7 protein-coding genes and 1 pseudogene are annotated in these 13,694 nt (G+C 70.1%); 5 read left to right on the top strand and 3 right to left on the bottom strand.

The window, feature by feature from the left end:
• Positions 1–479, bottom strand: a pseudogene (locus ACH4ZA_RS28980) (1,4-beta-xylanase); the annotation flags it as partial.
• 558 nt (positions 480–1,037) lie between these two features.
• Between ACH4ZA_RS28980 and ACH4ZA_RS28975 the strand changes: the two are divergent.
• Positions 1,038–2,975, top strand: a complete 1,938-nt coding sequence (locus ACH4ZA_RS28975) for an RICIN domain-containing protein (protein WP_398432323.1) — start codon at positions 1,038–1,040, stop codon at positions 2,973–2,975.
• 158 nt (positions 2,976–3,133) lie between these two features.
• On the opposite strand, the gene ACH4ZA_RS28970 is transcribed toward ACH4ZA_RS28975, so the two are convergent.
• On the bottom strand, positions 3,134–3,346 hold the full coding sequence (locus tag ACH4ZA_RS28970; RefSeq protein ID WP_398432322.1) for a hypothetical protein: 213 nt from the start codon (positions 3,344–3,346) through the stop codon (positions 3,134–3,136).
• A gap of 515 nt (positions 3,347–3,861) precedes the next feature.
• On the opposite strand from ACH4ZA_RS28970, the gene ACH4ZA_RS28965 reads away from it, so the two are divergent.
• The 4 genes from ACH4ZA_RS28965 (at position 3,862) to ACH4ZA_RS28950 (ending at position 12,618) form a co-directional block, all read left to right on the top strand.
• Positions 3,862–5,193 carry a hypothetical protein gene (locus ACH4ZA_RS28965; RefSeq protein ID WP_398432321.1) on the top strand — a complete coding sequence of 444 codons (1,332 nt, stop codon included), beginning with the start codon at positions 3,862–3,864 and terminating at the stop codon, positions 5,191–5,193.
• Positions 5,194–6,344: 1,151 nt separating this feature from the next.
• Positions 6,345–10,016, top strand: a complete 3,672-nt coding sequence (locus ACH4ZA_RS28960; protein WP_398432320.1) for a LamG-like jellyroll fold domain-containing protein — start codon at positions 6,345–6,347, stop codon at positions 10,014–10,016.
• 219 nt (positions 10,017–10,235) lie between these two features.
• Complete coding sequence (locus ACH4ZA_RS28955; protein ID WP_398432319.1) at positions 10,236–11,744, top strand: DUF4246 domain-containing protein; 1,509 nt, start codon at positions 10,236–10,238, stop codon at positions 11,742–11,744.
• A 148-nt stretch (positions 11,745–11,892) separates the two neighbouring features.
• Positions 11,893–12,618: an ABC transporter ATP-binding protein gene (locus ACH4ZA_RS28950; protein ID WP_398432317.1), complete on the top strand. Its 726-nt coding sequence runs from the start codon at positions 11,893–11,895 to the stop codon at positions 12,616–12,618.
• Between the two features lie 87 nt (positions 12,619–12,705).
• On the opposite strand, the gene ACH4ZA_RS28945 is transcribed toward ACH4ZA_RS28950, so the two are convergent.
• A complete protein-coding gene (locus ACH4ZA_RS28945) occupies positions 12,706–13,662 on the bottom strand; it encodes an ABC transporter ATP-binding protein (protein WP_398432316.1) in 957 nt (318 codons plus the stop codon).
• Positions 13,663–13,694 lie beyond the last annotated feature (32 nt).

The following is a 13,694-nucleotide window of genomic DNA, read 5'->3' as shown; positions in this document are numbered from 1 at the left end:
GGGTCCCAGATCGCCTCGGGGGCCCAGGCGTTGCGGCCGTCGGGGATCGCGCCGGCGACGTTGAGCAGCCACGGATCCGACCAGGAGACGAGGTCCGTCGACTCCCACACCACCAGGTTGCGGCTGCCGTTGTTGATGGAGCCGTCCACGGTCGAACCGCAGCCCCAGCACAGGTCGGTCGCGATGATCCAGTACTTGCTGCCGTCGGGGGAGCGCACGAGTGCGGGGTCGCGCACGCCCTTGGTGCCGATCGTGGAGCGCAGCACCATGGCGCCGCCGTTGAGGTCGTTCCAGTGCAGGCCGTCCGTGCTGTGCGAGAGGTACATCTGCTGGTTGGTGGCCCCCTCACCGGTGAAGTGCACCATCAGGTAGCCGGGGTCGGCGGCGGCCGCCTGCTGGGGTGTGAGCACGGCTTGGGATGTGAGGAGCAGGCACGCGGCGAGCAATATCGCCGACAGCCTTGCGCGAAGCGCGGACATCCACGTCTCCTGTCGTTCTGGAAAGCCACCGCCGGGCGAACGGACTCCCGGAACGGGGGCAGGGGGAAGTTCCGTCACCCGAGATCAAACTGTCCGATATATCGAACTATGTTCGTAAGATCGAGCAGACGTTAGAGGCGGGAAACGGAACGCGTCAATACCTCCGACAGCAGCAGACCGCGACCCGCCGGAACCCGCCGCGTCCAGCACCCGGTCGACGCCGTTTCGGGCCACGACCGTCGTCCGCCCTCCGACCGCACGGAGACCCCAGACATGCGATGTCTGACAGGGGATGTCTCGCAGTATTCTTCTCATATACGGTCATTCACCCTCTCATTGAAGCCGGTTCATCCCTTCACACCCGTTGACACGGACGGGTCGCATGGTCGAACTTCATGCGTATCACCCGACGCCTCGGCCCGGAGGGAAGGCCCACTTGCAGGCCCCTGCAAGCACTCGACGGCCTGCTTCCGAATCCCTCGGGCTGCTGTTCCGACCGCCTCACCCCGCACATCCGAGCCGCCTGAAAACGGGAGTAGAGCCATGCCGTCAGGAAAAATGTCACGCCGAACGCTGCTGGGCGCCGTCGGCGCCGCCGTGGCCTCGACAGCCCTGCCCGTGATCCCCGCGTTGTCGCCTTTGCTGGCCGAGGCTGCCGCCGCGGACCCGCAGACCAACCTGGAAAAGCTCGTGAACATGCGGTTCGGCATGTTCAACCACTTCAACCTGGGCACGTTCACCAACGAGGAGTGGGCCGCCCCCAACCAGAACCCCGCCCTGTTCGCGCCCACAGCCGTGGACTGTGCCCAGTGGGCCGATGCCGCGGCGGCGGCGAAGATGAGCTACGGCATCCTGACGACCAAGCATCATGACGGCTTCGCCCTGTGGCCGAGCGCATACGGCACCCAGAACGTCGCGAACAGCTCCTACAAGGGGGACGTGGTGAAGGCGTATTGCGACGCCTTCCGGGCCAAGGGGCTGAAGATCGGGCTCTATTACTCGATATGGGACCGCACCTTCGGCGTCGAGGCCTGGGAGAGCCGGCACAGGGTGCCGGGTCTCGACGTCACCGACGCCATCCAGCCCGGCGACATGACCTTCATCCTCGGTCAGATCACGGAGCTGCTCACCAACTACGGCACCATCGACATGTTCGTCACCGACGGCTACGGGTGGCAGATGGGCCAGCAGGCCGTCTCCTACCAGCGGATCCGCGAGCACGTGAAGTCACTCCAGCCGGACATCGTCATGCTCGACCACGGTGGACTGTCAGTGCCGTTCCTCGGTGACGCGATCTACTTCGAGGAGCCTCTGGGCATCGCGGCGCCGGCCGGGAACACCTACGCCGCCACGCAGGGCCAGACGATCAGCAACGGATGGTTCTGGCATCCGTCCACGCCGACCCAGGGCCTGATGAGCAAGGACGCGATCCTGTCGCACCTGGCAGACCTGGAACCGAAGTACACCTCGTTCATCCTCAACTGCCCGCCCAACCGCAACGGCAAGCTGGACACCAACATCGTCAACCGGCTCGCCGAAGTGGGGGCGGCCTGGAGCCCGAACACCTCCCGCCCGCCCCTGCCGACGCAGATGCTGCGCGCCGAGCACCCCGTGACGCCCGTCAGCGCCTACGCGACCGGATTCCACAGCGGCGAAGGACCACTCAACGCCATCGACGGGCTGAGCGACAGGGGCTACGAGACCTGTTGGTCGACGTGGGGACTGACCCCTGCCCTGCCCCACTCCCTCACGATCGACCTGGGCGGGGTGTGGAGCGATGTATCGACCCTGGAATACCTGCCCAAGCAGTGGAACCGCAACAACACCACCGACGGCGACATCACCTCCTACACCATCTCCACCAGCACCGACGGCACGAACTTCACCCAGGTCGCCACCGGCACATGGGCCGGCGACCACGCCACCAAGGTGACCGAATGGCCCGCCCGGAACGTGGGTTTCGTACGGATCCAGGCCAACGCGGCCACCGGCGGCTACGCCAACGTGGGCGGCGTCAGGATCGGCGGACGGACGGCCAAGCCAGCCCTGCTGTCGAATGTCCTCCCGGCCGGGAACACGGTCTACCGCATCGTCAACCGCAAGAGCGGCAAGGTCGTCGACGTGTACAACTTCGGCACCGCCAACGGCACCAACATCCAGCAGTGGCCGTGGCTGAACAACACCGCCCAGAAGTGGACCTTCGCCTCCACGGGCGACGGCTACTACGAGATCAAGAACGTGAACAGCGGCAAGCTGATGGAGGTGGCCGAACTCTCGCGGTCGAACGGCGGGAACGTCTCCATCTACGCGGACAGCAACGTTCCCCAGCAGCACTGGGCGATCACGCCGACCGGCGACGGCTACTACTACCTGACCAACCGGTTCAGCGGACTGTCCCTCAACGTCGACGCGGGCTCGACCGCCGACGGGGCCAACATCAACCAGTTCACGTACAACCGCGCGCCTGAGGAGCAGTGGCAGATCGTCCCCGTCTGACGATCCCGACGAACCGCCCGGCGGCCCAGTGCACCCTGTGCCCAGTGCCCCGTGACTGACGACCGGTACTCGACAGGGTCACTGAGGCGTGTTTCGAACGTCCCGTCCGCCGGGCGGCTTGCCCCTCGGGAAGACGCCGCCGACTGTCGAAACACGCCTCAGCCCCGGGCGACGCTCCCGGCATGCCGCGCCTCGATCGCGCCGACCACCCGCTCCCGGGCCAGCCTCCGGGCCTGCCTGAGTCTCACGTCGGCCAGCAGCAGGGGCACGCACCAGAGCCAGCCCCACACGCTGCAGGAAACGGTCCCGCTCAGCACCGGCGCCTTGTTGGTGGTGAAGACCAGCACGAGCGTGGCGGCGTACGCGGTCACCCGGTGGCGGACCAACAGGCGCAGCGGGGCCGAGATCGTCGGGCCATTGTGCGAGTCCGGCCTCGTAGGCCCGCTCCGCCTCCGCGTCGTGGTCGTCCTCGTCCTCCGCCGCGTGTGCGAGAGCGAGCCACCGGTAGAGCACCGGGTCGGGTCCGAGTTCCGCCACAGCGGATTCGGCCAGCTTCCGGACCTTCGTGAACGCGTTCACCGCGAAGAGCTCGTCGCAGCGGGCGGCGTATTCCTCGTGTGTCATGCTTCCCGCCCCCGTTGATCAGTGAGGTCACTCCCGCCACCCGAACCCGCCGGTCAAGGCGGGTCTGCGCGAGTCCCGGCGCGGGGCGGGACGGCGCCGGGCCACCCCGCGCAGGCCGGCCGACCGCGCCGCCGGGCGGATGCCCGGGCTGCGAAAGCCCTGACCGAACTGGCGTGTGGTGTGGGATGATCGGGACCATGATCGAAGCTCAAGCACGGAAGGGCGGCTGCCGCCCCGGCCGATGACATGGCCGGACGAGGCCGTGGCCGACGGCACCGCCGCGACACCCGCCCATCCTTCTCGTATCGCGCTCTTCGCGGCGGTACGCGCCGACCGCACCGGCCGCGTCGCCACCCGGCTGCTCCGGCTCGCCCACGCCGACTCCCCCGTCGTACGCCGGGAGGCCCTGGGTCTCCTCCACAGCATGGCCCGCGAACTGCCCTGGCCAGAAGCGGTAGACGCCGCCGCGGCCCGGCTCGCCGACCCCGACGAAGAGGTGCGGCGCCGAGCCGCGTGCCTCGTCGGCCACCGCGGCCGACCCGATCTGGTTCTCGCGGTCCTCGGCGAACTCGCCGATCCCGTCGTGCGCACCGGCCTGGCCAGGGCGCTCGGCCCGGGCGCCGCCCGCCTGACCGGCGACGGCCTCGCGTCGGTCCGCTTCCTCGCCCACCTGGAGACGCTGCGGGCAGCGCCACCCCGGCGATGGCGATCCCTGGACGACGCACTCCTCGAGGACGTCCGGGAAGCCGCCCGGCACCTCGAGGACGTCGGGAGCCTCTGGGGCGAGACCCTGTACGGACTCGGGCGCGAGCACGACACGTACGCCCTCGTGGTCCGCCTCCTCGCCGACCCCGGCACCCGGGACATCGGCGCCGACCTGGCCCGCGAGGCGTGCCACGACTGGCGGGCCGCCCCGGTCGAGCTGCTGCCGTTGCTCGTCCGACACCACAGCCGAAGGGCCACCCCGGCTCTCGACAGGGCCCTCACGACGGCTTCGATCTCCGAGGCGGCGACGCGGATTCACGGCGCCCTCCCGGCCGTAGCCGGTGTCACTTCGCCCAGGAGGACCCGCCGGGCCCCGTCCAACGCGACGGCGCACGACAGCACGTCCGCCGCCGAGCTCCTCGCCGACAGGCCCGTGGGCGTCACCCGACTCGCACACGCCTCCGAGGTCTTCGACGCCCTGCTGGACGCAGGCCCCTTGACCTTCCGGCAGGCGGCCCAGCTCTACAACCTGACGTTCTGTCGTCCCGGCCGCTCACAGGCGGAGTGCGCCCCGCTGTGGCTCCGACACGCCGGCCCTTCCGCACTGTCCCGGCTGCTCGCCCTCATGACACCGCACCTGGCCGACTACGCGTTCGGCGAGTACTACCTCGCGGGTCTCGCCCGGATGGGCGGCCACGCACGCCTCGCGCTGCCCGCCGTGACGGCCCTGATCGACAGGCGTACCCGCATCCCCGTCAACGACTCCACCCGTGACGCCGAGATGAGACTGGACGAGAACCTTCTGGCCGCCGCTCTGCGCACCCGCCGGGCGATCCTCGCCCACCCCGACCCGTCTCCTCCTGGCCCGCCGTCTCCCCCGGCAGATTGACCGCGCCGGCGCCCGGCGGAACTCCGGCAGCGACAGCCCGGAGACGGCCGCTCGCCCGCCCCGCAGCCGGAGCGATGCGGAGCGGGCGAGCGCCCGTCGACGTCAGTGCCGGGTCAGGTGGGGTGGGGTCTGGTCTGGTCTGGTCTGGTCAGGGGACGGCGCTCGCGACCACCGCGGCGTACCCGCCCGCCAGTTCCAGTTCCCGCGGGGGTCCGGCGAAGACCTTGCGGGACGCGCGGAGCACGATCGCGGTGTCGCAGAGGTGGTGCTGATCATCGGGACCTCAGATCGTTGAAGGAGTTCCGGCGCAGCACGAGCAGGGCGCTCAGCAGGCCGGACGCCGCTCCCCACACGCACTGGGCTCCGCCGTCCAGCAGGTTCTCGAGCACATTGAGCAGTGGCCGCCACCCACAGCAGCGGCAGCACCCGTGCCAGGAGCAGGAACGGAAGGGAGTCCGCTGCCCCGGCCGCGCGGCGAGCCGGGCGGCTCGGCGTCTGCGCGGCGAGCCGGGCGGCTGCCGCGCAGACGCCGGAGACGGCGAGCAGCCAGGGCCGGCGCAGTCCGGGCACGGCTCGGAGTCACGGCGGCGGGTGCGGTAGACGGGGCACGGTAGTCCTACTCCACTGGGGTTGAGGTCGGGGACGGCGGGCGGTCGGCTGCCGTGTTCGACGGCCGTCAGGTACTGGCCGATCCACGTCGCGCGTCGTTGTGCGGGCAGACGCGCCAGGCGGTCGCAGCGGGCTCTGGCTCGAACCGGTTCGACGTCGTCCCGACGCACGGTCGCGCAACCGGATACAGAACGTCTCGGCCCGCGGCAGGACAATCCGCACGATCCGTCCCCCTCGCCGGCTCTCGTCGCGTCAGGGGTATTGCTGCGTGATTTCCCCGGTGTTAGCTTCCTGCGAACCGATTCGATGGAGTGATCCTTCCGACGACCCGAGTCCACCCCCCACGACCTGCCGCCATGCCCGGCACCGGCCCGCCCTCGGCAGGCCCCCGCCCTCCGGGAGCCGCGACATCGAACCGATTCGATGTCGCGTGCCACCCGGGTCCGGTTCAGCGGCCCGGCATGCGCCGGCCGCCACGGGCCGGCCCCGGGCCGGCCCCGGGCCGACCGGGACCGCAACCCACAGGATTGAGGACCCAGTCCATGTCATCCGCGTCATCCGCGTCATCCGCCGACAGTCCGGGCCGCCGCCGGGCGTCCGCCGCCGCGGCCCTGGCCCTCGGCGCGGGCCTGCTGGCCGCACCGGCCGTGTCCGCACAGGCTGCCGAGACGCCCCACCCCACGGCCCGCTACACGTTCGACGAGGACGACCTCGCCTCCGGAAAGATCGCCGACAGTTCCGGCAACGGTCTGACGGCCAGCCTGGTCAACGGAGCCACCGCACGGGTCGTCGAAGGAGCCGCCGGCGGCCGGGCGCTCGCCCTGCCCGGCGGGGCGCCCGTCTCCGACGGCGCCTACGTGCGCCTGCCGCGCGAAGTGCTCGGCGACGCGACCGACCTGACGGTGTCCGCCCGCGTGAAGTGGGGCAACGACACATCGTCCTGGCAGCGGATCTTCGACCTGGGCACCGGCACGACGACATACCTCTTCACCACCCCGTCGAACAACGGCGGGGTGCTGCGCACCGCCGTGACCACCGGCGGAGGCGGTGCGGAGTCCCAGGTCTCCGGGTACGCGGCGCTCCCCGCCGACGCCTGGCGCACGGTCACGGTCACCCTCGACACCACGGCCGGAAAGGTCACCACGTACCTCGACGGCGTCGCGGTCTCCTCCTCCCCGACGTCCGTCAAGGCCAAGGACCTGCTGGACGGTTCGGCCACGGCCGCCGGCTACATCGGAAAGTCCTTCTACCCGGATCCGCTCCTCAAGGGCGCGATCGACGACTTCACGGTGTGGCACTCGGCGCTCAGCGCCGAGCAGGTGGCGGGTGTGGTGGGCGAAGTCCCCACGCTGCAGGCGCTGTCGAAGACGTCCTTCGACGTCCGGACCACCACGGGGACGGCCCCGGCCCTCCCTCCCGCGGTCCGCTCCACCTATTCCGACGGCTACGACCGCGACACGCCGATCGTCTGGGACGCCGTGCCGCCGGGCGCGTATGCCCGGCCCGGCACGTTCACGACGGCAGGCACGGCGGCCGGGCGCCGGGTCACAGCCACCGTCACCGTGGTCCGCGAAGGTGAACTCACCGTCGACCTCGCCTCGGACACCGGAGCCTTCCACGGCGGCGCCTCCGGCACCCTCTACGGCGTGTACGGACCGGACGTCCCCACCAACAACCTCATCGAAGGCATGGGCCTGCGCACCGTCTCCACCAAGGCGCAGGACGGCCCCCAGCATCCCGGTGCCGACGCCCTGGAGGTGGTCGGGCCGCTGGCCGACTCCACCGACGGCGACGTGTACATCTACATGACCGACATCCATCGCGGGTTCCCGTACGAGTGGCCGGGCGAGACGCCCGCGGAGAAGGTCGAGCTGTACGAGGAGAAGATCGCCAAGCAGGTCGACCAGGTGCTGCGCCTGCCGAAGCGGTACCAGGACAACGTCGTCTTCGTGCCGTTCAACGAGCCCGAGGGCAACATGTTCGGCACCGGCGAGTGGAGCTACGACAAGGTCAGCTGGTTGGACTCCCCCGCCGCCTTTTTCGCCGCGTGGGACTCCGCCTACAGGCTCATCAAGGGCAGGATGCCCGACGCCCGCATCGCCGGCCCCAACACCAGCATCCTGTACGACCAGGTGAAGGGCTTCCTCACGCACACCCTCGCCGCCGGCACCCTCCCGGACGTGATCACCTGGCACGAGCTGAGCCATCCGGAGGCCGTACGCGCCAGCGTCACCACCTACCGGGCCTGGGAGAAGGACCTGTTCGAGGGAACCGGCCGGGAAGGCACCCGGCTGCCCGTCAACATCAACGAGTACGCCTTCAACTACCACACGTCCGTCCCCGGTCAGATGATCCAGTGGGTGTCCGCGATCGAGGAGTCCAAGGTGGACGCCGACATCGCGTACTGGAACATCGACGGCAACCTCTCCGACTCGGCCGTCCAGTCCAACCGCGGCAACGGCCAGTGGTGGCTGCTGCATTCCTACGCCTCGATGAGCGGCCACACCGTCACGGTCGCGCCGCCCTTCCCCGGCCGGAACTACACCATGCAGGGCGTCGCCACCCTCGACGAGAAGAAGAAGCAGGCCCGGCTGCTCTTCGGCGGCTCCGCCGGCAAGGGCCACATCACCTTCGCAGGCATCCCGACGAAGGTCTTCGGCAAGAGCGTCCACGCCTGGATCCGCGAAATCGAGTGGAGCGGCCAGATCGGCGACAGCCCCGGTCCGAAACTGCTCGCGGAGACGAACCTGAAGGTCGGCGCCGACGGCGCCGTGTCCGCCGACTTCGGCGACGGCACACTGCCGCCGCTCAAGGAGTCCTCGGCGTACGAGATCGTCCTCAGCCCGGCCGGAAAGGCGAGGGCCGTGCAGTCCGCGCCCGTGCGCTGGCAGGGCTCGTACGAGGCCGAGGACGCCGCCCACACCGGCTCCGGCTACTCGAAGAACGGCCCCGAGGGCTCGACGAGCAACGTGTCGAAGTTCTACACGTCCGGCGGCTACGACGTGGGCGGCCTGCGCACCGGCTCGGACGTCGCACTCGACTTCTCCGTGGACGTGCCCGAAGACGGCGCCTACGACCTGAGCGTCTTCGCCAACTCCCTCAACACCTACGACAGGATCCAGGAGCAGGGCCCCACCAACGTGTTCCTGCGGGTGGACGGCACGGCGGACAGCGAGCAGGAGCTGTACCTGCCGCTCGGCTACAAGTGGGTGGTGTGGGACCACAGCGACACCAAGGTCAGGTTGACCAAGGGCAAGCACGTCGTGACCCTCGCCGCGAAGAGCCTCGACGGCAGGCGCGCCACCAAGGGCGACGCCATCGTGGACCGGCTGACCCTGTCCCTGCCGGACGCCTCCGCCGGCACGCAGGTGTACGAGGGCGAACTGGCCTGGCTCGGCGGCGGTTCGCGCCCCGTCTACGACCTGCCCGAGCGGGCGGTCACCGGCTCGGGCGCCGCCCGGATCCCGAAGAAGGGAACCGCCACGTTCTGGGTCTACTCCCCCGCCGACCGTGAGGCGACCCTCGAGATCGGCGCCCTCGGCGGCACGGACGCCCGTGTCTCCGTCAACGGGCACGACGTGCTGCGCCTGGACGAGCGCGCACGCAGGGTCGCCGTCTCCCTCTCCGGTGGCGTCAACAAGGTGACGGTGACGGGCGGTTCGGGCGTCACCCTGGTCGACCGCCTCACGGTCACCCCGACCGAGGGCGTCCTCAGGACGCGCACGTACGAGGCCCAGGACGCCCGGCTGTCCGGCTCGGCCACCCTCAGCCCGCTCTCCCTGGCCACCGGCGGCAGCGCGATCAGCGGCGTCGGCGGCGACCCCGGCAACGGCAACACCGCCACGTTCACCGTCACCGCGGACAAGCCCGGCCTGCACGCACTGCGCATCCGCTACTCCAACCCCGAGCAGTCACCGGCCACGCACTACAACCCGGACCCGCTCACCCGCCACGCCGACCTCACCGTCAACGGCGGCGAGACCCGGCGGGTCTTCTTCCCGCACACCTTCCACCAGAACGACTTCTGGGAGCTGACCGTCCCCGTCCGGCTCGACAAGGGCCGGAACACACTCACCTTCCGCTCAGAGGAACTGCCGAACTTCGACGGCGTCACCTACGCCTCGGACACCTTCCCCGGTGTGCTGCTCCGCTCCCGGTACGCGCCGCTGATCGACCGGATCGTGGTGGCGCCGTACGCGAAGGAGGTGCGATGAGGTGAGCCGCGTCGGCGCCGGGGTGGCGCGCGCGATCGCCGGCCGGCGGGGCGGCATCTCCCGCTGACACCGCCGCCAGACGCCCGGGACCGTCGGACCGACGGTCCCGGGCGCTTCGCCGTCCGCGCCCGGGCCAGCGGAACCGGAGCCACGGCCGCGTTGTCGGTCGGCTGAAGTATCCTTCCCGCCACTGCCCACCGACCCGGAGGATCACGAGAGTTGTCAGGCCTGTCCGCTTTCCCCCTGCCCTTCCACGCTTCCGGCTCCATGGCGCTCGCGAAACCCCGCACACTCCGGGAAGTCCAGATGATGCAGTGCAGCTCGCTCATCCGGGCCAAGCCGCAATGGTTCCTCAAGATGAACGACGCCGACATCGTCGCCAGATGGACCCGGGAAGCGGTCGACCAGGGCCTCACCGAAGCGCAGGTGCACTACGTGCTCGCCGAACTCCGGCACTACGCCGCACTGCGCGACGGCCGAACCGGCGTGGAGGTGTCCGCCGTGGACGGCGTGTGGCAGTCGGACGCTCTCGTCGACGACGGGCTCAGGTCCCGCCTGCGCGAGGCCGTGCGGGTTCTGGAGCAGGTCCCCGAAGCCGAACAGGACTGGCATCCCGGGTCCGACGGTCAGGTACTGGATCTGGTGCATCCCTCGATGTTCTGTCTGGTGAGAGACGTGAGCGGGGCGCCGGAGTGGGCTTGGCAGAACCCGACGAACAGCTACTCGAAGTACGAGTTCTCGGAGAGGTTCCAGTGGCTGCCGACGGACGTGGACGTCAGTGACGACGGCGACGTCACCTTCCGTTCCTACGTCAACAACGTCCGTCCCGAGTCCCACGGCGAACTGGCCGCCGTCCTGCCGGACGTGTTCGCACGCCTGCGCCCCCTGTTCGAGAACGTGCTCACCGATCTGCGTCATCCACGGCCCCTGCGGATCGAGGTCGATCCCTACGGGTGGTACGACTCGGAGCCGGAATACCCGGACAAGTCGGCCTACCCCGACGCCGGTTCGTACGCGGACGCCCGGCAGGCATGGGAAGAGGCCCACGAGGAATGGTGGGAGAACCGCCGCCCGGTCGTCCCGGACGCACCGACGTTCACCCCGCCCGAGTCGCCCGACGCATCCGAACGGGTCGACCTGCGCGGCCGGCGTCTCCAGGTCATCGTCAAGCTCGCCACCATTCACCTCACCCCGGACAAGCCCGAGTACCCGGGCGGCTCCTGGCACGTCGAGGGGATGATGAACGAGCGGATCGTCTCGACCGGCATCTACTACTGGGACAGTGAGAACATCACCGACAGCCGGCTGAGTTTCCGGGCGGCTCTCGACGATCCGCACTACGAGCAGAACGACGACAACGGCCTGCGTGAGGTGTTCGGCCTGGAGAACGAGGACGCGCTGAACCAGTTGCTGGGATCGGCTTCGACCCCGGCGGGCCGGTGCCTGGCGTTCCCGAACACCCTGCAACACCGTGTCGGCTCGTTCCGCCTCACGGACGCCACCCGGCCGGGGCACCGCAAGATTCTCGCGTTCTTCCTCGTCGACCCGTCACAGACCATCGTCTCGACGTCCGACGTGCCGCCGCAGCAACCGTGGTCGGACACCTCGACCATGACGCTCGCACAGGCCGAGGAGTTCCGCGAACAGCTCATGCAGGAACGCAAGTTCTTCGTCGACGAACACAACGAGCAGCTCTACGAACGGGAATTCTCGCTCTGCGAGCACTGACCGGGATCATGTGCGGGACATGCGACCGCAGGTCACGGCTGACGCACCGCCGTCGTCCCCGGAGAGCCGGAGAGCCGGAGAAGCATTGAGCGCCGGGCGCACGGCCGCGATACTGACGCCCTGCCCACAGGGGATCAAGGGAGAGCAGATGAGCCAGGTCGTCACCGGGGCCATGGTGCGCGTCGAGAACGTCCACAAGTCGTACGGCCAGGGAGCCGCCGCCGTCCACGCCCTGCGCGGGGTGTCCTTCGACATCCCGCGCGGTGAGATCGTCGCGCTGAAGGGGCGATCGGGCTCCGGGAAGACCACGCTGCTGAACATCGTCGGAGGGCTCGACACACCGGACCGGGGGCGGGTCACCGTGGACGGCCTCGACCTGTCGGAGCTCGGCGAGGACGGCCTGCTGGCGCTGCGCCGGGACCGGATCGGCTTCGTCTTCCAGTCCTTCGGCCTGATCCCGATCCTGACGGCCGCGGAGAACGTGGGCGTGCCGATGCGGATGCGCCGGGCCGACGTGCGGGAGCGCGAGGAGCGGGTCGAGCTGCTGCTCTCCCTGGTGGGCCTCGCCGATCACGCGGCCCAGCGGCCCGGCGAGCTCTCCGGCGGCCAGCAGCAGCGGGTCGCCATCGCCCGGGCGCTGGCCAACAACCCCTCGCTGCTGGTCGCGGACGAGCCCACCGGTCAGCTGGACGCGGAGACCGGCCATGCGGTGATGCAACTGCTGAGGGCGGTGGTGCGCAGCGAGAACGTCACCGCCCTGGTGGCCACCCATGACGCGACCCTGCTCGACCTGGCCGACCGCGTGCTGGAACTGCGCGACGGCGAGATACGGGACGAGACGAGGGAGCGGGCCGAGCCGTCGCCCGTCATCTGACCGGTTCACCGTCGCCGGCCGGCCGTCACGGCCCGCCGGTGCGGTGTCGGACCGCCTGCCTGCCCGCCGTCGGACCACGGCCGGTGATCAGCTGTGTCCGCTGTCGTCCGGCCATACGGTGATGTGGTCCTCCTCCAGCTCCAGCGCCACCCGGTCGCGCAAGCCGAGGGTCTTCGTGTACTCGGCGGGCAACTGGAGGCGGCCGGCCCGGTCGAGCATCGCGTACTCGCGGGCGACCAGCGTCTCGTGGCCGGTGGTCTCGTCGACCTCGCTGCGGCGCAGGACCTCCGTGGAGGTGCGGCCGTCGCGGATGGCGACCGTGCGGCGGACCTCGGTGGCCACGGCGCGGTCGTGGGTGACGATGACGATCGTGGTGCCCAGCTCCTCGTTCGCCGTGCGGAACGCGGCGAAGATCTGCTCGGCGGTGTGGGAGTCGAGCTCGCCGGTCGGTTCGTCGGCGAGCAGCACCGCCGGGTCGCACGCGAGGGCCACCGCGATCGCGACCCGCTGCTGCTGACCGCCGGACATCTCCTGCGGGCGACGGTCGCGGCAGTCGGCGACCTGGAGCAACTCCAGCAGTTCCAGGGCGCGTTCGGCGCGAGCCCGGGAGCGGGTCCGGCCGCCCGCCAATTGGAGGGGCAGGGCCACGTTCTGGGCCGCGGTGAGATACGGCAGCAGGTTGCGGGAGGTCTGCTGCCAGATGAAGCCGACTGCCTTGCGCCGGTAGTGCAGACGGTCCTTCGCGGTCATGGCCAGCAGGTCGTGGCCGGCCACCCGGGCCACACCGGCCGTGGGGGTGTCCAGGCCCGCCAGGATGTTCATCAGGGTGGACTTGCCGCTGCCCGAGGCGCCCACCAGGGCCATGAGTTCGCCCTCGCGGACGAGCAGGTCGAGGCCCTGGAGTGCCTGCACCTCCACGCCGTCCGCCGAGAAGATGCGCACCAGACGGTCGCAGGTGATCAGGGCGTCGTGGCCGTACGCGGGCCGGGCGCGGGTGGCGGTCGCGTTGTCGGTCAGTTCGGCGAGGGTGGGATTCGTCGTCATCTGGCTCCTTGAACATGGCGGACGCGGCCGGC

The organism is Streptomyces sp. NPDC020597 (assembly GCF_044335095.1).
Lineage (GTDB): Bacteria > Actinomycetota > Actinomycetes > Streptomycetales > Streptomycetaceae > Streptomyces.
Note: the sequence above shows the minus strand (reverse complement) of the source record. Positions and strands in the feature narration are given on the sequence as shown.

Excerpts from the sequence above, each read along its gene's own strand:
- ACH4ZA_RS28975 (WP_398432323.1), top strand. The coding sequence starts at position 1,038 with ATGTCACGCCGAACGCTGCTGGGCGCCGTCGGCGCCGCCGTGGCCTCG.
- ACH4ZA_RS28960 (WP_398432320.1), top strand. The coding sequence starts at position 6,345 with ATGTCATCCGCGTCATCCGCGTCATCCGCCGACAGTCCGGGCCGCCGC.
- ACH4ZA_RS28950 (WP_398432317.1), top strand. The coding sequence starts at position 11,893 with ATGAGCCAGGTCGTCACCGGGGCCATGGTGCGCGTCGAGAACGTCCAC.
- ACH4ZA_RS28945 (WP_398432316.1), bottom strand. The coding sequence starts at position 13,662 with ATGACGACGAATCCCACCCTCGCCGAACTGACCGACAACGCGACCGCC.